Source organism: Massilia sp. Root133 (genome assembly GCF_001426525.1).
In the GTDB taxonomy this organism is placed as follows: domain Bacteria; phylum Pseudomonadota; class Gammaproteobacteria; order Burkholderiales; family Burkholderiaceae_D; genus Telluria; species Telluria orientalis.
Genome location: NZ_LMEW01000012.1, coordinates 320702 through 345185 on the forward strand (window position 1 = coordinate 320702; position 24484 = coordinate 345185).

Below are 24484 nucleotides of genomic sequence, written 5' to 3' on the forward strand. Positions count from 1 at the left end.
GAGGCCACATGAAAGCTCTCTGGATCGCTGCCTTGCTCGCGGCGCCGCTGGCGCACGCCCATATCACCGTCGCTCCGGCCACCGCGCCGGCGGGCGCCCATCAAACCCTCGTGTTCAAGGTCGGCCACGGCTGCGCCGGCAGCGCGACGACCGGCATCACGGTGCAGCTGCCGGAAGGCGTCACGGCGAAGCCGATGCCCAAGCCGGGCTGGATCATCACGCTGGCCCCGCGCGAGATCAACTGGCGCGGCGGCCCGCTGCCGGACGCGTACTACGACGAGTTCACGCTGCAGGCCAAACTCCCCGAGGCGCCGGGCCGCCTGGTGTTCAAGGTCGGCCAGCAGTGCGAGAAGGGCCGCGTGGACTGGGCCGACGTCGCCCCCGAATCGAAGACGCCCGCGCCGGTGCTGGAAGTGCTGCCCGCCGCGATGCCGATGCACCATCACTGAGGTGCCCATGCGATTCCGACATCATCGCCTCGCGCTCGCCGCGCTGGCGTGCCTGGCGACGCACGTCCATGCGGACGACACGCACCTGGAAACCGTGGTCGTCACGGGCGGCCGCCCCACGTCGCTGCCGGCGCAGATCCCGACGACGATCGAAGGCATCACGGGTGCCCAGGTCGAGGACCGGATCAACGCGGTCGACAGCGAAGACGCGCTGAAATACCTGCCCAGCCTGAACGTGCGCAAGCGCTACACGGGCGACTACGACCACGCCGTGCTCGCGAGCCGCGCGTCCGGCACGGGCAACAGCGCGCGCTCGCTCGTGTACGCGGACGGTATCCTCCTGTCCAACCTGCTCGGCAACGGCGCCACGTACACGCCGCGCTGGGGCCTCGTCACGCCGGAAGAGATCGAGCGCGTCGACGTGCTCTATGGCCCGTTCGCGGCTGCGTATCCGGGCAATTCCGTCGGCGCCGTCGTCGATTTCCAGACCCGCATGCCGGCGAAGCGCGAAGCTCACGTCAAGCTGTCCGGCCATTCGCAGGGCTTCAACCTTTTCCGCACGGATGACCGCTACGACGGCTGGCAGGGCAGCGCCTCGCTGGGCGACCGCAGCGGCGCGTGGTCGTACTGGATCGACGTGTCGCGCCTGGACAGCGATGCGCAGCCCATCGGGTTCGCCAATAAGCTGCTGTCGGCCGGCGTGCCGGGCGGTGGAGGCATCCCGGTGACGGGCGCCGTGGCCGGCCGCAATCCGTCGAACAGGGACTGGTGGCTGATCGGCGCGACGAGCCAGACGCACACCGTGCAGGACCACGCGAAAGTCAAGCTCGCCTGGGACATCACGCCGCAGCTGCGCGCGAGCTACACGTTCGGCTGGTGGCGCAACGAGGCGAAGCGCGTGGCCGATTCGTATCTGCGCGATGCGGCGGGCAACCCGGTGTACACCGCAACCCGCGTCAACATCGATGGCCGCGCGTACGACGTCCGCGCATCCGACTTCGCGCCCAGCCGCGCCACGCTGGAACACGCGATGCACGGGCTGTCGCTCAAGCGGCACAGCCGCGACGCGTTCGACTGGGAGATCGCCGCCAGCCTGTACGACTACGCGCGCGACCTCGTGCGCACGCCGACCGTGCTCGTGCCCGACGCCGACACGAACGGCGCGGGCCAGGTCACGGACATGCACGGCAGCGGCTGGAACACGCTGGCGCTGAAAGGCATCTGGCGGCCGGAGGACCACACGGTCGAATTCGGCCTGCAGTCGGACCACGCGAAGCTGCGCACGCGCGTGTTCGGCAGCGCGGGTGACTGGCTGCACGCGGGCGACGGCCGCCAGGTCTCGGTCTTCAACGGGAACACGTGGCTGGAAAGCTTGTATGCGCAGGACAACTGGCGCATCGGCGACGCGTGGCGTGCGACGGTCGGTGCCCGCTTCGAGCGGTGGCGCGCCTATGGGGGAGAATTGTCGAACGCCGTGCTGGCGGCGCCGCTGGGCTTCCCGTCACGCAGCGCGACGGCATGGTCGCCGAAGGCCGCGCTGGCGTGGCGCGTCAGTTCCGACTGGACCTTGAAGGCCTCGACGGGTCGCGCCGTGCGCAATCCGACGGCGGCCGAGCTGTTCCAGGGTTCCATCGTCGACAATGCCATCGTCAACAGCAATCCGAACCTCAAGGCCGAGAAGTCGTGGACGAGCGAGCTGTCGGCCGAGACGCTGGACGACAAGGGCTCGCTGCGCGTCACGCTGTTCCGCGAAACGACGCGCGACGCGCTGTATTCGCAGCCGTTGCTCGTCGCCGGCGGCACGACGGTGAACACGGTGCAGAACGTGGGCCGCATCCGCACGAACGGCCTCGAAATCGCGGCGCAGGCGGACGACGTCGGCGTGAAGGGACTCGACCTGACGGGCAGCGTCACGTTTGCCGACTCCATCATCACGGAGAACGCGGGCTTCCCGGCCAGCGTGGGCAAGTGGCAGCCCCGCGTGCCGCGCTGGCGCGCGACGATGCTGGCGACGTGGAAGGCGAACGACCACTGGACCGCGACGCTGGGGGGGCGCTACAGCGGCCGCCAGTACGGGACGCTGGACAACAGCGACCCGAACGGCGAGGCGTACATGGGGGTGTCGGATTATCTCGTGTTCGATGCGCGGGTGCGCTACCGGTTCGACCGCCACTGGAGCGCGGCGGTCGGTGTGGACAACCTCAACGACCGCACCTACTGGGCGTTTCACCCGTACACGCAGCGGACCGTCGTGGCCGAGGTGCGGTGGGATCTGTGATCAACGGGGAGAGGCGCCCAGGCGCTTCACGTTGCCCGAGCCGACCACCGAGCGGGTGACCTGCGGGTCGCCGTAGTAATTGACGTCGCCGGAACCGGCCACGGTCAGGCTCAGGCTGTCGCGCACCCACAAGGTCGCGTCGCCGGAGCCGGCCACGGTGACGCTGGCGTTCTCGGTCCGCACGTGGCCCAGGTCGACGGTGCCCGAGCCGCCGATCGAGATCGACGTGCTGCGCGCCGTGCCGTCCAGCGCCTGCAGGTTGCCGCTGCCGCCGAGGGCGACGTTGACGGATTCGCCTTCCAGCTTGCGGACCTTGATGGAACCGGAGCCGCCCACGTCGAAGCGCACGCGGCTGCCGCGCACGACGTCCGCATCGATATTGCCGGAGCCGCCCAGCGCGAGACGGTCGATGTCGCGCGCCTGCACGACGACTTTCAGGTTACGGGTGCGCAGGTTCGCGTTGCGCTTGGCGCGGATCTTCAAGGTGCCGTCTTCGACGACGGTTTCGATCAGCGGCAGCAGGTTGTCGTCCGCCTCCACCGTCACGCCTTCGCGGCTGCTGCCGCTCTTGATCTCGACGTTGCCCGGCAGGGACATCGCGAGACCGCTGAAGTGGGCGACTTCGCGTGCCTGGCTTTGCACGCGGCCGCTGCCCTGCACCTGTTCGCTCCTGCTCCAGGGCCAATCGCCCGCTTCGGCCTGTGGGGCGAGGGCGATGCAGGCGAGGGCGCAGGCGGCGAGGAGGAAACGGCGGGTTTGATGGTGGGTCATGGTGGTCTCCCTGATGTGCATGGATGGTGTCGATGTGCACATCGTATGCGGGAGGCGGCGGGCGGGGTACCGGTTTGCGACAAAACGCATGAAAGCCGGACCGGAATGCACGCAGGCGGGGTGAAACGCGCAATAAATACGTCGTCCCCGCGGAGGCGGGGACGACTGTGCTTAAGTAGCGGGTCAGACGATTACTTCGGTAGACCAAATGCCGTTCCGGTCACCGTCAGCGCCGCCTTGACCGTCTGCGCATGCCCCGGCTGCCCGCCGCCCAGGTACACGGTGTACGCCCCCGGCACGACCTTGCGCGCGCCGGCCGCGTCGACTTGCGACAGGGCGCGGGCATCCAGCGCCAGCGTGACGCGCTGGCGTTCCCCGGCCTTCAGGTGGATGCGGCGGAAGCCCGCGAGGGTCGGGTTGGCGGCGTCGCCCGGCTTGGCCACGTACAGCTGGACGACCTCGTCGCCGTCGCGCTTGCCCGTGTTGGCCACCTCGACGTCCACGTTCACCGGGCTGCCCGCCGCGACGGACGGCGCCGACAGCGCCGGCGTCCCGTAGCGGAACGTCGTGTACGACAGGCCGTGGCCGAACGGGTACAGCACGTCGCCCTTGAAATAGCGGTAGGTGCGGCCGTCCATGCGGTAGTCGGTGAAGGCCGGCAGGCCGTCCACGCCGCGGTAGAACGTGACGGGCAGGCGGCCCGCCGGGCTGTAGTCGCCCGCGATCAGGCCGGCGACCGCGTGCCCCCCTTCGCCGCCCGGATACCAGGCCTGGACGATGGCCGGCACGTGCTTGTCGGCCCAGTTGACGGACAGCGCGCTGCCGCTCATCAGCACGAGCACGGTCGGCTTGCCGGTGCCGACGACTTGTTCCAGCAGGCGCTCCTGCGGCGCGGGCAGGTCGAGGCTCGTGCGGTCGCCGCCCGCGAAGCCGGGCACCTGCAGCTTCAGTTCCTCGCCTTCCAGGTTGGCGGACAGGCCGGCCACGAACACGACGAGGTCCGCGCGGCGCGCCAGGTCGACGGCTTCGCGGCTGGCGTCGATGGGCGTGCTCCATACGAGTTTCTGGTCGCCGCGCGCGCCGCGCTGCACGGCCTCGATCCGGATCGGATAGGTTTTACCCGCCTGCAGCTTCGCCTTGCCCGCTTCGATCGACGGCGAGTCGGTGACGTCCCACGCATCCACGATCTGCTTGCCGTCGACCCAGATGCGGTAGCCGGCATTGCTCAGGTAGCGCAGGCTGTAATCGCCCGTGCGCGGCGCCTTCAGGTAGCCGCTCCAGCGCGCGGACGCATTGTGGCCGCCTTCCTGCCACGCGGCGCGGGCGTTCTTTTCGACGGCGCCCCGCGCGGTGCCCGCCAGGTCCGGTCCCTCGAAATGCTCGGCCTTCAGGCCCGGCGTGCGGCACGCGGCGTCGACGCACAGGTTCGCGTCCGGCACGGGCGGTTCCGCCGGTCCGACGAGGCCCGTGCCCGGCGCATACACCACCTTCGCATCGGGGAAGCGGGCGCGGATGCCGGCCAGCACCGTCACCGGATGCGACGGCTGGCCGTTGTAGTTGCCGACCAGCGCATCCTCGCTGTCCGCGTTCGGGCCGATGACGGCGATGGTCTTCGGCGTCTTCTTCAACGGCAGCAGGCCGTCGTTCTTCAGCAGCACCATCGCCTCTTGCGCCGTCTTCAGCGCGACGGCGCGGTGGGCCGGGGTGTCGTTGTCGGTCGGCTTGATGGCGGCGTACGCCTGCGGCGGGTTCGCATCGAGCAAGCCCAGGCGGATGCGGTATTCGAACAGGCGCACGAGCGCGCGGTCGACGACGGCTTCCTTCAATTCTCCCTGGCGCACGGCGTTGACGATGGGGCCGGCCTCGGTCGTCATCTTGTTGCGGTAGTCGCCGCAGATCAGGTCCATGCCCGCGCTGAACGACGCGGCCACGGCCTGCTCGGGCGTCTTCGTGTAGTGCAGGCTGTCGTCGCGGTAGATGTTGGCGGCCGCGCCGCAGTCCGACACGACGAAGCCCTTGAAGCCCCAGGCGCGGCGCAGGTGCTGCTCCATCAGGTCGTCGCTGGCGCACGCGGGGATGCCGTTGACGGCGTTGTACGCGCACATGACGGACGCGACCTTGCCCTCCGTGACGGTGGCGCGGAACGCCGGCAAATACGTGTCCTCGAGGTCGTGCGGGGACGGGTGGACGTCTTCGCGGTGGCGGTTCGATTCCGGCCCGCTGTGCACGGCGAAGTGCTTGGCGGTGGCGATCGTCTTGAACGATTGCGCGTCGTCGCCCTGCAGGCCGTGGATGAAGTTGATGGCGATGCGCGACGTCAGGTACGGGTCTTCGCCATAGGTCTCCTGGCCGCGGCCCCAGCGCGGGTCGCGGAAGATGTTGATGTTGGGCGACCACACGGTGAGGCCGCGGTACCAGTCTGTGCCGCCGTCCGGCGCGCGCGTGGCAAGGTATTTCGCGCGGAATTCGGTCGCGATGACGTCGCCCACGTCGTGCATCAGCCCCTCGTCCCACGTCGCGGCCATGCCGACGGCCTGCGGGAACACGGTCGCGTAGCCGGCGCGCGCGACGCCGTGCAGGCCCTCGTTCCACCAGTTGTATTTCGGGATTTTCAGCCGCGGGATCGCGGGGGCGTCGTTGCCCAGCTGTGCCGCTTTTTCCTCAAGCGTCATCTTGGCGACGAGGCTGGCGGCGCGGGCCGCGGGATCCTGCTGGGCCAGTGCGGGTGCCGTGGTGAGCAGGGCAGCCAGCGCCAGCGGCGCGAGCGCGAACGGGATGTGGCGAGTCATCGTAGTCTCCTGTTATAAGTTTTCGAAGATGCTAACACGAAAATGTCGTGCGCTAACAATCGAAACGATGTGGCGGCCAGGGCACGCTCGAAGCTTGGTGTTAGAAAAAATATCTTTCCAGTTGGAATTTTGACAGGATGCCGGTTTTATAATGAATGGATCGCTCATCCGAGCCCGTTTGCCATTCGACGCATGATGGAATACCACCAGTCCTCGCAGATTCCCACCCTGTCGTATATCGAAAACGAAGACCATCCGGTGTTCGGCACCCTGGTCGAGCAGATATTGCACCTGCTGAATTCGAAGCTGGTGTTTTCGGACATCATCATCCACCAGAACAGTCCGTTGATGCTGCGCCAGCCGAAGGGCCTCGTCGCGGTGACGGACTCGCCCATCACGAAGGAAGAGCTGGAAGAGTTCTTCGACGTCATCGAGCCGAACTGGGCCGAGCGTATCGCCGACCGCGCCTTCGACCGCTCGATCGACCTGCACACGGCGCGCATCCGCGCCAACTGCTTCAGCTTCCAGGGCAAGAAGCGCCTGGGCTGCGTGATCCGCCGCTTCCCGAAGGAACCGCTGGCGCTGGACACGCTCGGCCTGCACGCCGACGAGCGCGAATTCGCGCGCCTGACCAGTGGCCTCGTGCTGATCATCGGCGACACGTGCCAGGGCAAGTCGACGACGATCGCGTCCATGCTCGACGAGATCAACAAGCAGCGCTCGGGCCACATCATCACCATCGAGGATCCGGTCGAGACCCTGATCCCGCAGCGCAAATGCATCATCACGCAGCGCGAGGTGGGTGTCGACGGCGACGTCGAAAGCTATTACCTCGGCGCGCTGGACGCGCTGCGCGAGCGTCCGGACGTGATCGTCATCGGCGAGATCCGCGATGCGCAGACCGCGCAGGAAGCGCTGGCGCTGGCCGAATCCGGCCCGCTCGTGCTGGCGACCTTGCACGCGCGCTCGACGGAACTGGGCCTGCAAAAGATGCTGCGCCTGCTGGGCAATTCGGAAGCGCAAAACCAGGCCCTCGCGCACGCGCTGCGCGGCGTGCTGTGCCAGGCGCTGCTGCCGTCGAAGCAGGGCAACCGCTACCACCTGGCCACGGAATGCCTGACCATCAATCCGGCCGTTGCCGCGATGATCGAGGAGGGCGACCTGGGCGCCATCCGCGCGCACATGAACGCGGGACGCGGACCCGGCTGCCACACGATGAACAGTGTGCTGGAAGCGCTGCTGGCCGCACACGTGGTCGGCGTGGACGAGGCGCGCGCGGCGACCACGGACCGGATCGGGTTTGCGGAGATGGTGTGACGGGCGTCAGCCCACGATGTGTTCCTTGATGAGTGCGGCCATGCGCTTGCAGGCCATGGAGGGCGTCGCCGCGCCGCTGTACAGCGCGAGCCGGATGGCGGGCAGCGCCGGCAAGCCATCGAGCACGTGTACGTCGCCCGGCAATCCCAGGCTGGTCCGCACGGTCACGCCGAGCCCCGCCGCGACCGCCGCCCAGATGCCCGCCAGGCTGGCGCTCGTGTAGACGATGCGCCAGGGGATGCCGGCCCGGTCGAGCGCGTCGGTCGCCGCCTTGCGCATCAGGCAGGGCGCCTGCAGCGCGACGAGGCGCACCGGTTCGCGGGCAGGGTTTTGTGTCGCCGACCCGATCCAGCGCATGGGATAGTCGCCCAGCAAATCCACGTATGGCAGGTCCACGCCGGTGTGCCACGCGAGCGCGAGGTCGATCTTCCCGGCCTGCAGTTGCGCGATGAGTTCGCTGTTGCGGGCGATGACGGCTTCGATCTGCAAGTCCGGATGGCTGCGCATGAAGCGGCCGAGGACATTCGACAGCAGGCGTTCGCCGAAATCTTCCTGCAGGCCCAGCCTGACTGTGCCTTCGAGCTCCAGACCGGCCAGCGCCGTGCGCGCCTCGTCGTTCAGGTCGAGAATGCGGCGCGCATAACCGAGCAGTGTTTCACCGGCCGCCGTGAGTTCCAGGCCGCGCCCGGATTTGCGCAGCAGGTCCGTGCCGGCCTGTCCTTCCAGCTTCTTCATCTGCATGCTGATGGCCGACGTCGACCGTCCGAGCCGGTCGGCCGCCTTCGCGAAGCTCCCGAGATCCACACCTTCGCAAAAGCTGCGCAGCGCGTCCATGTCGAAATTCGTGCGTCCCATGATCGTCCCGTTTTGGTGAAGTGTCACTTCAAATATATTCGATTTTCGAAATTATCGTGCGCTTCTATCATGGCCTGGTCAACCAAAAAAGGAGCAAACGATGACGACTTTGACAGGCATGGGCCGGCGGGCCCTCGGTGCCGTTCCCGCGCTGGCCGATCTCTCGGACCGCGTGCTGTTCGGCGAAGTGTGGGAGCGGGACGCATTGAACAAACGGGACCGCAGCCTCGTGACGGTCGCGTGCCTGGTCGCGCTGTGCCGCGACGGGCAGCTGCCGTTCCACCTGCAGACCGCGCTCGACAACGGTGTCACCCGGGTCGAGCTGGAAGAAGTCGTGACGCACCTGGCCTTCTATGCGGGCTGGCCCGCGGCCGCCACCGCCGCGCGCCTGCTCGGCGATCTGAAGTGAGGAGGCCGTCATGCCCTTCGTCCGCATCTCCCTGCGCCGCGGCAAACCGCGCGACTACCTGCGCGCCGTATCCGACGCCGTGCACCAGGCGCTCGTCGACGCCTTCCGCATCCCCGTCGCGGACCGCTTCCACGCCATCCACCAGCACGACCCCGAGGAACTGATCTTCGACCGCGATTACCTCGGCGGCCCGCGCAGCGACGATTTCGTCCTCGTCTGCGTCACCGGCGGCAAGCCGCGCGACCCCGAGACCAAGCAGGCGTTCTACCAGCGCCTCGCCGACCTGCTGGCCGTATCGCCCGGACTGCGGCCGCAAGACCTGATGGTCATCGTCCAGACGACGGACTACGCCGACTGGTCGTTCAGCAACGGCATCGCGGCGCCGTTGGCGGAGCAGAAAACATGATCGCCATGCAGTACCGCTTTCCGCTGCCCGCCGATTACGACATGGCGATCATCGACCGGCGCATCGCGGACAAGGGCCACCTGATGGACGGCTTCCCGGGGCTGCTGTTCAAGGCCTATCTCAGCGCGCGCAAGACGGGGCCGGCGCAGGACAATGCGTATGCGCCGTTCTACGTCTGGAACACGGTCGACGGGATGCACGCGTTCCTGAACGGCCCCGGATTCGCGGGCGTGGCGCAGGCGTTCGGCCGGCCGTCGGTGGCGACGTGGCTCGTGTGGCAGGCGCGATGTGCGCCGGGCTTCGAGCACGCGCGCTTCGCGTCCGTCGAGCGGCGGACGATTCCGCCCGGCGCCGACCTGGAAGCGTTGCGCAGGGCAGAGACACGCCTGGCCGCAGAGGCGCTCGACAGCGGAGCGCTCGTGGCAGTGGCGGGATATGAACCTGGAGACTGGACAATCGTACGCTTTCATCTGTGGGACAGTGAACCGGCAGTCGTCGGCGCCACCACACTCATTTATACGGTCGGCCATATATCGATTGCGGAGGGGTGATTCGCGAGGTTATTGTAAAAATAATTTTAGAAGATTATGATTTCTTGGCCGTACACCAAAACGCGATGCAAATCACATAGCGAGAACAATAATGCGGAAAGATAAAATAATCAAATGGGGTACGGCGGGCATGATCGCATTCCTGTCCATTTATGCCTATACGGCGGAGATGGACGCCGGCGACGTGGATCAAGGATGGACTGACGCGCAGAAAAAAACATGGTATACCCTGTCGCAGGGATCGCGGCTGCTTCCTCTGACGTGGTTTCAAGCACTCGAGCAGCCGGATAACAACGATCCGTTCTTATTGCGTAGTCATACCGAAAAATATCGTTATTTGACGGATGCCACCGCGAATCCCACGCCGCTTCCTGTTGGTTTTGCCGTAGACGTTCAGGACGACAGAAGATTCTCGGAAATTACCCGGCTGAGATGGAAAAAGAACCAATCCAGTCGGGAGCCGTGGGTCGGCATGAATTGCGCGGCCTGCCATACGAATGAAATAACTTACCATAATGTCACGGTCAGGATCGAAGGCGCACCGACGCTGGCGGATTTCCAAGGCTATATGAAGTCCTTGGACAAGGCACTCCGCGCAACGAAAGAAAATCCTGAAAAATTTGACCGCTTCGCCAAACGGGTTTTAAGACAGGACGATGCACCGGAGAGCCGGGCCATGCTGACCGCCGCGCTTGGGAAACTCGTGGATTGGCAAACGCGGGTCGAGCGGGCGAATGAGACCGACATTGAATATGGATTCGGACGTCTCGACGCTTTTGGACACATCTTTAACAAAATACTGTTGCGGACCGAGGGTGCCCAGCAACCGTTCAATCCGGCAGATGCACCGGTCAGCTATCCATTTCTGTGGAATATACATCAGCACAAGAAGGTGCAATGGAATGGGATTGCGGAAAATAAGCCGCTGGGTAATAGCCTCGATATCGGCGCGTTGGGACGTAATGTGGGCGAGGTGATTGGCGTGTTTGCGGACCTGACGTTGCTCAAGCCCGGCCCGGCGTTTAATGGCTATCCGAATAGCGCACGGGTGCAGAATCTTCTCGCGCTTGAAAAGCAGCTGTCGACGCTGAAGCCGCCGAAATGGCCGCAGGCGTTTCCTGCGATTAATCCGGATGGATGGAGTGCAGGGAAGGTGCTGTTTGAAAAGCATTGTTGGAAGTGTCATCAGGTATTGAAGCGTGACGACCTGAAGACTTCGATTCGGAAGGAAATGAGCCCGTTGTGGGGCGCCGATGCTGTCGAAACTGATCCCTGGATGGCGTGCAATGCTTACACTTACCGGGCAAACAGCGGCCTATTGTATTCGACCCCCAAGAATTTCTTCATTGGTGCTGGCCGAAAATACGGCAAGACAGAAGATGTGGCCGATCTGCTTGCCACCGCAGTCATCGGTTCGATTTATTATCGGAAAGACGAACTCGCCAAGTATGCCGTCAACGTGCGTAGCGTGCTCTTAATGACTGACCAGTTCAATCTTCGCAAAGATGAGGCCCGCCCGGAGCAAAACGACTCCGCGTTGACGCTGGAAATACCCCCTACGCTGTTCCAAGGGAAAGCCGAGCGTTTGCAGCATTGTATGGACGAGAAAACCAGTCCACTCCTCGCGTACAAAGCAAGACCTCTTACAGGTATCTGGGCAACGCCACCGTATTTGCATAATGGTTCCGTCGCAAGCCTCTACGACCTTCTCCTGCCGCCAACGCAGCGCCCTCCCGTGTTCGACGTAGGGACACGGGAATTCGATCCGCAACGTGTCGGCTTCGTGACCAACGCGTCGGATCCGGGCTACCGATCGGCAAAATCGAGTGCGGACAATACCTTCCTATATCAAACTTCCGTCGTCGGGAACTCGAATGGCGGACACGATTACGGCAACGCGCAGCTGACCGATGCCGAACGTTGGGCATTGGTCGAATACATGAAAGCGATAGGGGCGGAGCGCGTCGGTAATGACATCCGCCAGTAATCAGTCCAACAGATCCGCTATCCGATCGTGTTCATCTCGCTCTCGTCTTCCGTGTAGCGCACGGGCGCCAGCCCGTGGCTGGCGATGAGCGCCTGCACGGTCGTCGGGCCTGTGGGCTCGATGCCTTCGTGCGCGAGGACCTGGTCGAGCATCTCCGCCTCGCTGATGCGGCCGGGCGTGGTGAATTCCAGCGGTTCCTCGTTGTTGCGGTACCAGACGCGATAGTTCGGCATATCGTTCTCCTTGTGATGGGGGTTATCCGTGCCGGAGGATCGCAATGATCTCGGCCCCGACGACGAGGCTGCAAATCACCGTGACATGCACCGTCATCAGCACGAGGGATCGCCCAACGGCGGCCAATCTGCCGCCGCCGTAGACAGTATGCATCGCGGCGGGCACATAGGCCACGATCCACGCGACGGGCAGTAGCTGCACAATATCCCAGGCCGACACGAGGGCGAAGTTCCCTTGGGCCGCGCAGGCGATCAGCCAGCCCAGATTGCCCGGTATGACGATCATCACGCTTGCGAGCACGAATGCGAACGCCGTGGTGTGCAGGGCGAAGACGAGATGGTCGCCGTAGCGGCGGCGCGAGCGCCACCAGATCAGCTTGAGATAACCGGCAAACAGCGGAAGCGCGCCGATCAGCATGTAGGGCAGGTTGGCCAGGAAACCGTGGTTGACGATGTCGGCCTGTTCTTCCGGCGCCGCAGCCATGAAGCGCTGGGCGTTCTTTGCCCATGTCGGGTCGACACTGCCGAGCGTCATGAGCGCTTGCCCCACCGTGTGCGTCCCACTGTCCGACTTGCCTTTGATGGACAGCGCGGCGACAGGGAATGTACCGTCGTCTCTCGCCAGGCCGGGCATCGCGTGGCTGTAGGTGGCGCCGAACGACCGGTCGTCGAACGTGACTTGGGGAAGGTCGACGCCATACAGTTTGATCAGCCCGAACATCACCAGGCTCAGCGTCAGATACAGGCGCAAAGGGTCGATATAGGGCACGCGCCGTCCGCGCAGGAAATCCACCGTCAACTGCCCCGGCCTGGACATCAGCAGGCGCAGCGTACGCCATAACCTGCCTTCCAGCGCCACGTAATGACCGATGAACTCATGGATGAACTCCCCCGCCGACGGCGAGTGGACGGTGAGTGTCTCGCCGCACAGGGAACAAAATCGATCCCGGGCGTTGGCCTGGCAGTTGGGACAGCGGCGTGGCGTTTTGTGTTCCGCGCCGTGGTGATGCACGATTTCAAGGCTGGGTTTCAAACGGTCTGACTCCTCCGGCAATATCCCCGCAAGGTTACACGACCGATGCCGATGCAAAATGCGTGAATTCTCACGCGGCCGCGGCTCAGTCCAGCGGCACCGCCCGCCACCGGTTGACTTCCGGCGGCGTGACGTCCGGTGCCGCATTGCCCCAGCTATTCCTCACATAGGTCACGACAGCCGCCACCTCCGCGTCGTCCAGCAGGGGACTGTACGGCGGCATGCCGAACGGCCGCGGATTCCCCTCGGTCGTGGGCGGGAAGCCGCCGTTCAGCACGATGCGGATGGCGTTCACCGGATCGGTCATCGTCAACGCGCCATTGCCGGCCAGCGGCGGATACGCGGGATGTCCGGCGACGCTCGCGCCGCGGCCGTCGCTGCCGTGGCAGTCGACGCAGTGGTGTTCGTACAGCTTCTTGCCCGCCTTCATGATCTCCTCGGGCGGCGGCGTGATTGGCCGCCGCGGCGCTGGATCGGCCGGCAGCGATTTCAGATACGTCGCCATCGCCCCCGCATCCGCGTCGGTCAGGTATTGCAGGCTTTGTCCCACGACTTCCGCCATCGGCCCGAACACGGCGCCGCGCGGCGCGACGCCCGTCCGCAGCAGCTGCACGATGTGCGCCTGGTCCCAGTTGCCGAGGCCCGCCTCGTTGTCGGCGTCCAGCGCGGGCGCGTACCAGCCGACGATAGGGATGTGGCCGCCGGACAGCCGGGAGCCCGTCGCGCCGAGGCCGTTGCGCGGGCTGTGGCAGGCGCCGCAATGGCCCAGGCCTTCGACGAGGTAGGCGCCCCGGTTCCACTCGGCGCCTTGCGCAGGCTGCGGCGCGTACACGCCCGGCTTGAAATACAGCAGGCGCCAGCCGGCCAGCACGATCTGGCGGTCGTACGGGAAGCGTAATGCGTGCGGGCGATTTTTCTGGTTCACGGGCGCGAGGCTGCGCAGCCAGGCGTACAGGGCGTCGGCGTCGTCGCGCGTGACCTTCGTCGTGTTCGTGTACGGGAAGGCCGGGTACAGCAAGCGGCCCTCTTTTCCGATGCCGTTGTGCAGGGCATTCCAGAAATCGTCCGCGGTCCAGGCGCCGATGCCCGTCTGCGCGTCCGGCGTGATGTTCGGCGCGTAGACGGTGCCGAACGGCGTGGCCAGCGCGCGTCCGCCCGCATACGGCGTGCCGCCGCGCGCGGTGTGGCACGCCATGCAGTCGCCCGCGCGGGCGAGATAGGCGCCGCGGGCGATGTTGGCGGGTGTGGCCGCCCACGCTGCCTGCGCGCGCGACGGGATGAATTCGGCGCGCGGCCACGCGACGAACACGGCGGCCAGTGCCGCCACGACGAGGACCAGGATGACGATGCGCTTCATGGCCGCCGCTCCGGTTCGCTGCCGCACGCGAGCGGCATCGGGTGATTCACGTCGGGCGCGGGCGTGGCATCGTCCGGCACCGGTTCGCTCGCGAGCCAGCCCGAGATGGCGGCCACGTCCGCCAGCGACAGGCGCCCGGCGATCGTCGCCATGCAGTCGGGCGCGTGGGCGCGGCGGGTGCCGTTCCGCCAGGCGCCGAACTGGGCGTTGATGTAGTCGCGCGGCAGGCCCAGCAGGCCGGGGATGGCGGGCAGGGCGCCCGTCAGGCGCTGGCCATGGCATGCGACGCAGGCCGGCACCTTCAGCGTGGCGTCGCCGCGCGTGACGAGTTCGTGGCCCCGCTCGAGCTGGCCCGCCGGCAGGCTGGCGCGCGCCAGCACGGGCGCGGGCACGTGCTGCGTCGAGAACCATGTCGCGATCTCGCGCAGGTAATCGTCGGACATGTGCTCGACCATGTAGGTCATCAACGGGTACTGGCGGCGCCCCGCGCGGAAGTTCTGCAACTGGTTGTACAGGTAGCCGGCCGGCTTGCCGGCGATGCGCGGGTAGTAGTTCGGACCCGACGCCGGCTGCGGCGCCGGCGCGGACGCACTGCCGTGGCACGACGTGCACGCGGCCACGCGGCGTTCCAGCGTGTCCGGCACGGCTTGCCGGGCCAGTGTCGGAGCCATGTGCAGGGTTGCCAGCAACAGCAAGGCGGGGCGCAAATACATGACGTTCCTGTGGTCGACGAGAAAGTACTAGCGGCATGATACCGCGTCGACTTGAACTTCACGCAATCTTTTGAAAACGCTAATTTAAAGCGTACCCTTCAATGCGCGTCCTGGAATGTGCGCAGATAAGCCAGCAGCGCGGCCATCTCTTGCTCGTCGTGGATGCCCCAGAAGCGCATCTTGGTGCCCGGTACCATCTTGTCCGGATCGCGCAGGTAGGCGGCCAGCGTGCGTTCGTCCCACACGATGCCCGCTGCCTTCATCGCATCGGAATATTTGAAATCGGGCGTGCTGCCGGCGCGGCGGCCGAACAGGCCGTTGAGCTGCGGCCCGAAGCCGCCGTGGGCGTTCGCGCCGATCTGGTGGCAGGACGCGCACGGCTTGAAGACGGTCGCGCCGTCGACCGGACCCTCGTGGCGCGAGCAGCCGGCCAGCAGGAGCAGCAACACGACGAGCCGGCGCATGCTCAGGTGCGCGGCTTGGGTTGCGCGGCCCGCCGCGGCCCGCCGGCGACCGGCTTTGGCGGCAGCGGGGGCGGCGGATTTGCGCGCCAGTGGCGGTAGATGCGCAGGGCGACGTGGGCGTCGTCGGCCGCGTACAGGATCTGCTTGTCGGACAGGCGCGGCAGGGCCCAGTTGGTCGTCGTGATCTTGCGCGATTTCTGCAGGCGCTTGCCGAAGAAGCGCGCGACGGCCGTCTTCGCGCCCAGCGCATTGCGCTCGCCGCGGCGCAGGGCCGTGGACAGGTCGAGCACGTTGCACGTCTCGATGCCCAGTTTGGCGCGCAGGCGGCGCAGGTCGTCGCCGAGGCCGAAGCCGACTTTCAGGATGGCAGGCGATTCCAGCACGGCGCGCAGCACGTCGACGCCAGGCGGCGTATCGGCGGGAGCGTCCGGCGCGCGCGGCTTGAGCGTGCCGATCTGGAACAGATAGGCGTGCTGGTCGGTGGCGAGCTGGACGAGATGCGGTCCCGTCGATTGCTCGCCCTTCTGGAACGTGGGCTTGGATTCGGTGTCGAAGCCGATGACGTCGGACGCCAGCAGCGCGGACAGCGCGCCGTCCGCATCCTGGCGCGTGCGTACGAGACGCACGTCGGCCAGGGTGATGCCTTCGTAAGGGGGGAGGGCGTCCTCGGCCTCGCTCATCCGTGCTGCCGGATCAGCGTTTCGCGAACTTGGAGGCCAGCTGTTGCAGCTTTTCCTGGCGCTTGCGGTCGGCTTCCACCTGGGCGGCGGCATCGCGCTCGGCCTTCTTGCGCTCGGCTTCCTTCTTGAAGCGTTCCTGCAGCATTTCCTTGGCGTGCTGGCGGTGCGTGTCCGTCACCTCGGCGCCCGGATTGCCGTCCAGGTCGTAGCGCACGGTGGCTTTTTCCATCGCGCGCAGGTAGCGCATCGAGCCCGTGTGGATGCCCAGCGCGGCGCGCATCGTCTTGCGGTTCAGGCCGGGCAGGCGCGCCAGCACCTGCTTGTCGATGCCGATCGCCAGCGGCAGGCAGTCGCGGAAGGCCTTGAACTGTTGTTGCAGCTGCTTGAGCAGGGCGCGGGGCGACTGGGCGGCTTCCGGGGCCGCAGCCGGCGCGTCATTCGCAGGCGCGTCGGGCGTGGCGGGGGTGGCGTTTTCGGTGGCCTCGGGGAGCTCGGCGACAGGACTCATCGTATTCATTGACTTCATGGTAAGAACGGGAAGCGGAAGGATAGCATGGCCGCGCCGCGCGCGTGCCGCTGAGCCATGTAAAGGATCGTTTTATTGAGTAGATGACGGTGATTTCATGCATGTACAGCGGCGCGCGGGCAAGAAATCGTGTATGATCCGCCCCTTTCCTTGCGCACGGTTTGCGCCGACGCAGCCAGGGTCAGGAAGAGGAAAAGGAAATATGCGTCTGAGTGATATCCCATATCGGATATTTCAATTATCGCTAAACATTTCCTTAAGGCATAATGCCTCCGTCTCCTCTATTTCTCCTCTGGAAAATAGATTCAAGCCCGTTGTCTGACGGGCTTTTTTTCGTTCCGACATGCTAACCCGCGATTTCGACCACGTTCCGTTCCGCTTGAACCCACTGTGCACGCGCGCCGCAGCCCATCCCGGCTGCCCGGGGCGCCCGCCGGGCAGCGGCAGGAGTGCTTGATATCGGGCTTTCCGCCCTTAGTTAAGTTCATCCTTCTAGGGCCTTCCCTCATCCCCGCCCACAAGGACCGCCAAGCGGACCAGGTGGGTTATTGACTTCGCAGGCACCGCGCCACGCCTCGACTGGAGAAAGACTATGAAAAACACCGCCAAGACCCTGACACTGACAGCGAAGAAAGCGCCGGCCAAGAGCACGGCCCAGCTGTCGGTGCCGAAGACCGCGACCTCGTATTTCCTCGAAACGGAAGCGGCAGCCAAGGTGACGGTGGTGAAGACGCGTTCGCGCCTCGCGTCGCTGAAGGCAGTGCAGGCCGAGGAAGCGTCGCGTCTGCAGCCGGAACAGTTCGACGACGCCGCCGCCGCGGACGAAGCGCAGGCCGAGGCCGTCGCTGCCGACGTGCAGGCAGCGGAAGACGTTGCCGAGCCTGTCGCAGAGGCTGCCGAGCCCGTCGTCGCGCCCGTCGCCGCCGTGGCCTTCGATGAGACGGACGACGTGATCCCGACGCCGACCGCGCCCGCCGCGCCGCCGGTGATCGTCAAGAAGCGCGTCTCGCGCCTGGCCGCGCTGAAAGCCGACGCCGCGCCGGCCGCCGCAGCCGTTCCGGAACCGGTCGCCGCCGCGCCGCAGGCGCCGGCCGTTGCCGCCCCCGGCGCCGAGCCGGCCGCCCGCGTCGTGCGCACCCGCACGGCGCGCCGCATCGAGCCGTCCGCCGCGTCGACGACGTCCGCGCAGCCGACCGGCACCGTCAGCACGACGACGGACGCCGCCGCGCTGGCCGCGATCGACACGTCCGGCTACCTGCTGCCGCAAGTGAAGGTGCCGGGCCGCCGCGGCCGCAAGCCGAGCGAATTCGTGCCGGAGAACGACGAGATCGCGGCGCTGAACGCCGTCGAGCGCGCCGAGCTGAAGGCCGCGTCGAAACTGCGTGAGCGCAAGGCCAAGGGCAGCGCCAACCTGTTCGGCGCCGCGGAAGGCTTTTCGGCCGAGGAGCTGGAAAAGCGCCGCCAGCAGCTGAAGAACCTGATCAACATGGGCAAGGAGCGCGGCTACCTGACCCACGCGGAGATCAACGACCAGCTGCCGGAAAACATCATCGATCCGGAAGCGATCGAAGGCATCATCGCGACGTTCAACGACATGGGCATCGCGGTCTACGAGCGCGCGCCGGAAGCGGAAATGATGCTGCTGTCGGACGCCGTCGTCACGCCGACCTCCGAAGACGAAGTGGAAGCGGCCGCCGCGACCGCGTTGTCGACCGTCGACTCCGACTTCGGCCGCACGACCGATCCGGTCCGCATGTACATGCGCGAGATGGGCGCCGTGTCGCTGCTGACGCGCGAAGGCGAGATCGCGATCGCCAAGCGCATCGAGGATGGCCTGAAGGACATGGTGCAGGCGATCTCCGCGTGCCCGGTGACGATTTCCGAGATCATCGCGCTGTCGCACAAGATCGCCAAGGACGAGCTGAAGATCGATGACGTCGTGGACGGCCTGATCGACCACAACGAAGGCGCCTCCGCCACCGCGCCGGTGACCAGCGCGAGCGACGAGGACGAGGACGAGGAAGCCGACGACGTCGAGGAAGAGGAAGACGAGGGCGGTGCCGGCGGCAGCGCCGCGGCGGGCTACTCGGCCGAACAGCTGGCCGCGCTGAAGAAGGGCGCGCTGGACAAGTTCTCCCTCATCGAGAAGCAGTTCGACAAGATGGGTCACGCGTTCAAGACGCAGGGCTACGGCTCGCCGGCCTACACGGCCGCGCAGGAAGTGATCTCGTCGGAACTGCTGGGCATCCGCTTCACGGCGAAAGTCGTGGAAAAGCTGTGCGACACGCTGCGCCACCAGATGGACGAGGTGCGCTCGATCGAACGCGCCGTGCTGGACATCTGCGTGAACCGCTGCGGCATGCCGCGCGCCCACTTCATCAAGGTCTTCCCGGGCAACGAGACCGACCTGGAATGGGTGCAGCGCGAAGTCGACTGCGCGTATCCGTACAGCGCCGTGTTGAAACGCAACGCCCCGGCGATCCTGGAACTGCAGCAGCGCATGATCGACCTGCAGGCGCGCGTGGCGCTGCCGCTGGCGGACCTGCGCACCATCAACCGCCAGATGGCGGCCGGCGAAAAGCGCGCCCGCACCGCGAAGCGCGAAATGACCGTGGCCAACCTGCGTCTCGTGATCTCGATCGCGAAGAAGTACATCAACCGCGGCCTGCAGTTCCTCGACCTGATCCAGGAAGGCAACATCGGCCTGCTGAAGGCGGTCGACAAGTTCGAGTACCGTCGCGGCTATAAATTCTCGACGTACGCGACGTGGTGGATCCGCCAGGCGATCACGCGTTCGATCGCCGACATGGCCCGCACGATCCGCGTGCCGGTGCACATGATCGAGACGATCAACAAGATGAACCGCATCTCGCGCCAGATCATGCAGGAAACGGGCACCGAGCCGGACATGGCGACCTTGGCGACGAAGATGGAAATGCCGGAATCGAAGGTCCGCGAGATCATGAAGATCGCGAAGGAACCGATCTCGATGGAAACCCCGATGGGCGAGGACGGCGATTCGCAGCTGGGCGACTTCATCGAGGACAACGCGACCCTGGCCCCGCTGGACGCCGCGATGCACGCGTCGATGCGCAACGTGATCAAGGAAGTGCTGGACTCGCTGACCCCGCGCGAAGCGAAGGTGCTGCGCATGCGCTACGGCGTCGAGATGTCGAACGACCACACGCTGGAAGAAGTGGGCAAGCAGTTCGACGTGACCCGCGAGCGTATCCGCCAGATCGAAGCGAAGGCGATGAGCAAGCTGCGCCAGCCGTCGCGCTCGGACAAGCTCAAGACGTTCCTGCAGAACCAGTAAGCGTTACGCGAGTCCCGAACAGCCGCGCCGCCCGTCCGGGCCGCGCGGCTTTTTTATTGCGCGGGCAGAAGTCCTGTGAGGAAGGCCTGCACCGGGCGGGACGCCTTCGCGGCCTCGGAGCAGACCAGGCCGAATTCGCGGTGTACAGGCGGCGTCAGCTGCATGACGCGCAGCCCGCGCCGGTCTTCAGGCAACGTCGATTCGGGCACGAGAGCGACGCCCATGCCTTCGCGCACCAGCATGCAGGCGCTGGCCCAGTCGCGCACCGTCACGCGGATGTCCGGCAGGCGCAGGCCCGCCTGTTCCACGAGACGCTGGCCATGCACGGCGCAGCCGCCCGTGGCGAGAATGAACGGCTGCGCGGCCATTTCTCCGAGCGTGACGCCGTTCCCGCTGGCGCGGCGGCCCAGGCGATGACTGGAAGGCAGCACCGCCACCCACGCGTCGCGCCCAAGTATCGCTGCCGCGCGGCCCGGGGCGGGATTCAACACCACCCCCAATTCCACCGTGCCGGCGTCCAGCCACGCTTCCACCTCCTCGTCCGTGCCTTCCAGTGCCACCAGTGCAATGCCGGGATGGCGGCGCTGGAAATCCCGCAGCAGGCCAGGCAGCAGCGTCGAGATTACCGATGGAAAACTGGCCAGGCGGATACGGCCCCCATTGAGGCCCCGGCTGTCATCGGCCAGCGCGCGAATCGCGTCGAGACGTTCCACCATCGCACGGGCCTGCTCCACGACCTGCTCGCCCAGCGCCGTGATCCCGATGTGCCGCCGCTCGCGCGTGAACACCTTGAATCCCAGCGACGCTTCCAGCTGCGCGATGGCCTGGCTGGCACCGGACTGCGTAATGCCCACGCGCTCGGCGCCGCGCGACATGTTGCCGGCATCGGCGACGGCGACCAGCAGGCGCCAATGCAAGAGGTTCATCATGGGAATCAGTAGCTCAGCTAATACGTGGAAAATCAGACATTAATTTTACGGGCTAATGGGCCACGAGGATACTGCTCGACCGTGTCCAACGTTCCGAGGAGTTCCATGAAGCTGTACTACGCCCCCCATACCTGTTCGCTGTCTCCCCACATCGTGTTGCGCGAACTCGGCTTGCCGTTCGATCTCGTCAAGGTCGACAACCGGACCAGGCTCACCGCGGACGGCCGCGATTTCCGCACCGTCAATCCGAAGGGCTATGTGGCCGCGCTCGAACTGGACGACGGCCAGGTGTTGACCGAAGGTCCGGCCATCGTCCAGTACCTGGCCGACCTCGACCCGGAAAGCGGACTGGCGCCGCGCGCCGGCACCTGGGAGCGGGTGCGGCTCCAGGAGTGGCTGAACTTCGTCGCCACGGAGATCCATGCCGGTTCGGCCCCGTTGTTCAACACGGCACTTCCCGAAGAGGCCCTGGCCTGCTTCCGCACCAGGCTGTCCAGCCGATTCGATTTCTTGCAAGACGTCCTGGGCCGCCAGGACTATCTGGCGGGCGCGTCTTTCAGCGTCGCCGACGCCTACCTCTTCACCGTGCTGGGCTGGTGCAGGTTCTTTTCCATCGATCTCGGCCACTGGCCCGCGCTGCAGGCCTATGTGCGGCGGATCGGCGCGCGGCCCGCCGTGCTGGCGTCGTTACACGCCGAAACCGCGACGTGATCAGCCTGGCGCCGTGCCGCTGGTCGAGGCGAGGAGCTTGGCAAGGAGGGTTGAAAGCTGCGCCTGCTCCTTCTCCGTCAACCCGCTGACGACGGCCTGCTGGTTGGCGACATGCGCGACGACGGCCTCGTCGATGAGGGCGAGTCCCGTGGCGGAGAGCGCCACCAGGGTGCCCCGGCCATCCCTTGGGTTGGGCTGGCGTTGCACGAGCCCGGCCTTTTCCAGCCGATCGATGCGATTCGTCATGCTTCCAGAGGAGATCATGGCGGCTTCGTAGAGGTCGGTCGGCGTCAACGCATAGGGCGCGCCGCTGCGCCGCAGCGTTGCCAGCACGTCGAATTCGCCAGGCTGCAGGCCGAAGCGCGCGAATAGCGGATTGAGGTGGTCGCGCATGATCACCACGCCCGCCTCGCCAAGGCGCCCCAACAGGATCATGGGCCCGACGTCGAGGTCCGGGCGTTCGCGCGCCCATTGAGTCGCTGCATTTTGTGCTCTATCCATGTTTGCAAGTATCTTGATGTAGAGATAAAATATCTTCACATCAAATTATATGGAATGGCCGTCGCGCAGCCAAGCGTCGAACGGTTCCAGGAACTCGACATGTCAAAATCACTCGGCGCATATGCCTTTCCAGCAGCGGTCGTGCTCGTTGGAATCAACCTCCGTCCCACGATGGCGACGATCGGGCCCCTGCTCGACGTGATCCAGCGCGAGACGGGACTGAGCGATACCGGGGCCAGCCTGCTGACCACGCTGCCGGTCGCATTGATGGGCGTGTGCATGCTGGGCGCCTCCCGCCTGCAAGCCGCACTCGGCGCGCGCCGGGGCATCGCGTCCGGCGTGCTGCTCATCGTACTGACCTGCCTGGGACGCTGGGCGTGGAGCGGCCCCACCGCATTGCTCGCGACGGCGATCGCAGGCGGCATCGGCATCGCGATGGTCCAGGCGTTGATGCCGATGGCGATCCGGCACCGCGCGGGAGGGCACACGGCAACGGTGATGGGTATCTATTCGACCGCGATCATGGGCGGGGCGATGATCTCCAGCGCGGCCAGTCCATGGCTGGCGCAAGGCATGACCTGGACCGCGGCCCTGGGCGTATGGGTGTTCCCCGCCCTGGTGGGACTGGCGGCCTGGTGCCTGGCCACGTCGCAACCCGATGCGCTGCCGGTGCACGCGGCACGGCGCCCGGTCCATCGCAAGAGGCGCGGCTGGCTCCTGCTGGGTTTTTTCGGCCTGGGCACCGGCGCCTATACCCTGGTATTGGCGTGGCTGCCGCCGTTTTACACGCAGCTCGGCTGGTCGCCGGAAGCGGCGGGGGCGTTGCTCGGCGCCCTGACATGCGCGGAAGTGGCGGCAGGGATCGCCGTGTCCGCCGTGGTTGGCCGGACGCCCGACCGGCGTGTGGTGCTGCTCCTGGCGATCGGCGCGCTCCTCGCGGGGATGCTCGGCTTTTCCCTCGCCCCGGCCGCTCTCGCATGGCCGGCGGCCCTGCTGGCCGGGCTCGGTATCGGTGCGCTGTTCCCCCTGTCGCTCATCGTCGCGATGGACCACGGCGATAACCCGGAGGATGCCGGTGCGATCGTGGGTTTCGTCCAGGGCGGCGGCTACCTGCTGGCGGCGATCCTGCCGCTCGCCGCCGGACTGCTGCGCGAGCACCTCTCGAATCTCGCACCCGCGTGGTGGTTGATGGCCGCGCTCTGCCTCGTACTGGCGCTCATCGCCATGTCGTTGCGCCCCGGCCATCGCATTTCCATGCAGGGTTGATACACGGCGTTCGGCATGCTGCTCCGACAAGCTTTGTGGTGCCGCCCCGACATAAGTTATCAAACGAAAAATGGTTCTATCGAGAAATTCACAATCTGTCTGGTATTGACGAGCCAGCTTGCGGATACTTGGCACATCGACTGTTCCACATATCCACATGGCTCGCTTTTCTTTCCTTTTGTTGGCCGCCGCTTGCGGCCTGCCGCTCGCCGCATCGGCCGGCGATGACGACACGATTTCCACCGACCGTCCCGACTTCGTCGAATCCAGCCAGGTTGTCGGCAAAGGCCGCCTGCAGCTGGAAACGAGCCTGCAGTGGGAGCGCGACCGCGCCGGCGGCGTGACCGCGCGCACGCTCACGACGCCGACCCTGCTGCGCATCGGCCTGGGTGAGACGACGGAGCTGCGCTTCGAGACGGACGGCCGCACCGTCGCACACGCGGGCGGCGCGACGATGGCCGGCTACGCCGACACGTCCGTCGGCATCAAATGGCATACGGCCGACCAGGACGGCGCCGCACCGTCGCTGGGCTGGCTGCTGCATGCGGACCTGCCCGGCGGCAGCAAGGCCCTGCGGGGTTCCGGCGTGCGCCCGTCGCTGCGTGTCGCCGCCGAGTGGGAGCTGGCCAATGGCGTCGGGATCGGCATCATGCCCGGCGCCGGCACCGACAACGACGAGCGCGGCGCCCGCCGCGGCTACGGCATCCTCGCCGCCACGGTCGGCCGCGACATCACGGAACGCGTGCACGGCTTCGTCGAACTGGCCGCGCCGCGCATCGCGCGCGCCAACCGCGGCGGCACGCAGGCCGTCTTCGACACCGGCGTGACATGGCTGCTCACGAACGACATTCAACTGGACGCCGCGCTGAGCCGCGGCCTGAACCGCCGCACGGCGGACCTGGGCATCGGCCTGGGCCTGTCGGTGCGCCGATAACGGAAGGAA

The 24484-nt window shown here is 66.3% G+C and carries 23 protein-coding genes; 11 read left to right on the forward strand and 12 right to left on the reverse strand.

The features are described from left to right. Nucleotides 1–8 precede the first annotated feature (8 nt). Complete coding sequence (locus tag ASD28_RS12145) at nt 9–449, forward strand: YcnI family protein (RefSeq protein ID WP_056127595.1); 441 nt, start codon at nt 9–11, stop codon at nt 447–449. A 7-nt stretch (nt 450–456) separates the two neighbouring features. Then, a complete protein-coding gene (locus tag ASD28_RS12150; protein ID WP_056127600.1) occupies nt 457–2727 on the forward strand; it encodes a TonB-dependent receptor in 2271 nt (756 codons plus the stop codon). Here the strand turns inward: ASD28_RS12150 and ASD28_RS12155 are convergent, their stop codons facing one another. Next, nucleotides 2728–3498, reverse strand: a complete 771-nt coding sequence (locus ASD28_RS12155; protein ID WP_229412341.1) for a head GIN domain-containing protein — start codon at nt 3496–3498, stop codon at nt 2728–2730. It lies immediately after the preceding gene. A gap of 191 nt (nt 3499–3689) precedes the next feature. Continuing rightward, the gene (locus tag ASD28_RS12160) at nt 3690–6287 is read right to left on the reverse strand and encodes a glycoside hydrolase family 3 protein (protein ID WP_056127607.1); all 2598 of its coding nucleotides are present in this window, start codon (nt 6285–6287) and stop codon (nt 3690–3692) included. Between the two features lie 195 nt (nt 6288–6482). Between ASD28_RS12160 and ASD28_RS12165 the strand changes: the two genes are divergently transcribed. Beyond that, nucleotides 6483–7604, forward strand: coding sequence for a type IV pilus twitching motility protein PilT (locus tag ASD28_RS12165; RefSeq protein ID WP_056128410.1), 1122 nt, complete (start codon nt 6483–6485; stop codon nt 7602–7604). A 6-nt stretch (nt 7605–7610) separates the two neighbouring features. Here ASD28_RS12165 and ASD28_RS12170 read toward each other — a convergent pair whose 3' ends face one another. Further along, a complete protein-coding gene (locus ASD28_RS12170) occupies nt 7611–8459 on the reverse strand; it encodes a LysR substrate-binding domain-containing protein (RefSeq protein WP_056127610.1) in 849 nt (282 codons plus the stop codon). 100 nt (nt 8460–8559) lie between these two features. On the opposite strand from ASD28_RS12170, the gene ASD28_RS12175 reads away from it, so the two are divergent. The 4 genes from ASD28_RS12175 (at nt 8560) to ASD28_RS12190 (ending at nt 11812) form a co-directional block, all read left to right on the forward strand. After that, nucleotides 8560–8868, forward strand: a complete 309-nt coding sequence (locus ASD28_RS12175; protein WP_056127613.1) for a carboxymuconolactone decarboxylase family protein — start codon at nt 8560–8562, stop codon at nt 8866–8868. A 10-nt stretch (nt 8869–8878) separates the two neighbouring features. Next, nucleotides 8879–9274: a tautomerase family protein gene (locus ASD28_RS12180; RefSeq protein ID WP_056127616.1), complete on the forward strand. Its 396-nt coding sequence runs from the start codon at nt 8879–8881 to the stop codon at nt 9272–9274. Beyond that, the gene (locus ASD28_RS12185; protein ID WP_056127619.1) at nt 9271–9825 is read left to right on the forward strand and encodes a DUF4865 family protein; all 555 of its coding nucleotides are present in this window, start codon (nt 9271–9273) and stop codon (nt 9823–9825) included. Before ASD28_RS12180 ends, ASD28_RS12185 begins: the two co-directional genes overlap by 4 nt. A gap of 130 nt (nt 9826–9955) precedes the next feature. Beyond that, nucleotides 9956–11812 carry a di-heme-cytochrome C peroxidase gene (locus tag ASD28_RS12190; protein ID WP_056127620.1) on the forward strand — a complete coding sequence of 619 codons (1857 nt, stop codon included), beginning with the start codon at nt 9956–9958 and terminating at the stop codon, nt 11810–11812. A 17-nt stretch (nt 11813–11829) separates the two neighbouring features. On the opposite strand, the gene ASD28_RS12195 is transcribed toward ASD28_RS12190, so the two are convergent. The 7 genes from ASD28_RS12195 to ASD28_RS12225 form a co-directional block, all read right to left on the reverse strand. After that, nucleotides 11830–12045: a hypothetical protein gene (locus ASD28_RS12195; protein ID WP_056127623.1), complete on the reverse strand. Its 216-nt coding sequence runs from the start codon at nt 12043–12045 to the stop codon at nt 11830–11832. Between the two features lie 22 nt (nt 12046–12067). Further along, nucleotides 12068–13078 (reverse strand): DUF3667 domain-containing protein, encoded by a 1011-nt coding sequence (locus ASD28_RS12200; RefSeq protein ID WP_162252929.1) that lies wholly within the window; start codon nt 13076–13078, stop codon nt 12068–12070. An 85-nt stretch (nt 13079–13163) separates the two neighbouring features. Next, nucleotides 13164–14435, reverse strand: coding sequence for a cytochrome c (locus ASD28_RS12205; protein WP_056127629.1), 1272 nt, complete (start codon nt 14433–14435; stop codon nt 13164–13166). Further along, the gene (locus ASD28_RS12210) at nt 14432–15148 is read right to left on the reverse strand and encodes a cytochrome c (RefSeq protein WP_056127631.1); all 717 of its coding nucleotides are present in this window, start codon (nt 15146–15148) and stop codon (nt 14432–14434) included. The genes ASD28_RS12205 and ASD28_RS12210 overlap by 4 nt, the downstream gene beginning before the upstream one ends. Before the next feature lie 98 nt (nt 15149–15246). Continuing rightward, complete coding sequence (locus ASD28_RS12215; protein ID WP_056127634.1) at nt 15247–15612, reverse strand: cytochrome c family protein; 366 nt, start codon at nt 15610–15612, stop codon at nt 15247–15249. Between the two features lie 2 nt (nt 15613–15614). Beyond that, nucleotides 15615–16292: a 3'-5' exonuclease gene (locus tag ASD28_RS12220; RefSeq protein ID WP_056127636.1), complete on the reverse strand. Its 678-nt coding sequence runs from the start codon at nt 16290–16292 to the stop codon at nt 15615–15617. Between the two features lie 13 nt (nt 16293–16305). Then, nucleotides 16306–16809: a ProQ/FINO family protein gene (locus ASD28_RS12225; RefSeq protein WP_056127639.1), complete on the reverse strand. Its 504-nt coding sequence runs from the start codon at nt 16807–16809 to the stop codon at nt 16306–16308. A 601-nt stretch (nt 16810–17410) separates the two neighbouring features. Here ASD28_RS12225 and rpoD point away from each other — a divergent pair. Then, nucleotides 17411–20134, forward strand: a complete 2724-nt coding sequence (gene rpoD, locus ASD28_RS12230) for an RNA polymerase sigma factor RpoD (protein WP_229412343.1) — start codon at nt 17411–17413, stop codon at nt 20132–20134. Between the two features lie 53 nt (nt 20135–20187). On the opposite strand, the gene ASD28_RS12235 is transcribed toward rpoD, so the two are convergent. Continuing rightward, entirely contained in the window at nt 20188–21063 is an 876-nt protein-coding gene (locus tag ASD28_RS12235; RefSeq protein WP_200949082.1) for a LysR family transcriptional regulator, read from the reverse strand. Between the two features lie 105 nt (nt 21064–21168). On the opposite strand from ASD28_RS12235, the gene gstA reads away from it, so the two are divergent. Further along, entirely contained in the window at nt 21169–21774 is a 606-nt protein-coding gene (gene gstA, locus ASD28_RS12240; protein ID WP_056127649.1) for a glutathione transferase GstA, read from the forward strand. On the opposite strand, the gene ASD28_RS12245 is transcribed toward gstA, so the two are convergent. Further along, on the reverse strand, nt 21775–22275 hold the full coding sequence (locus ASD28_RS12245; RefSeq protein ID WP_056128419.1) for a MarR family winged helix-turn-helix transcriptional regulator: 501 nt from the start codon (nt 22273–22275) through the stop codon (nt 21775–21777). It lies immediately after the preceding gene. Between the two features lie 99 nt (nt 22276–22374). Between ASD28_RS12245 and ASD28_RS12250 the strand changes: the two genes are divergently transcribed. Both ASD28_RS12250 and ASD28_RS12255 read left to right on the forward strand, forming a co-directional pair. Beyond that, the gene (locus ASD28_RS12250; protein WP_056128421.1) at nt 22375–23541 is read left to right on the forward strand and encodes an MFS transporter; all 1167 of its coding nucleotides are present in this window, start codon (nt 22375–22377) and stop codon (nt 23539–23541) included. 157 nt (nt 23542–23698) lie between these two features. Further along, on the forward strand, nt 23699–24475 hold the full coding sequence (locus ASD28_RS12255) for a transporter (RefSeq protein WP_056127652.1): 777 nt from the start codon (nt 23699–23701) through the stop codon (nt 24473–24475). Nucleotides 24476–24484 lie beyond the last annotated feature (9 nt).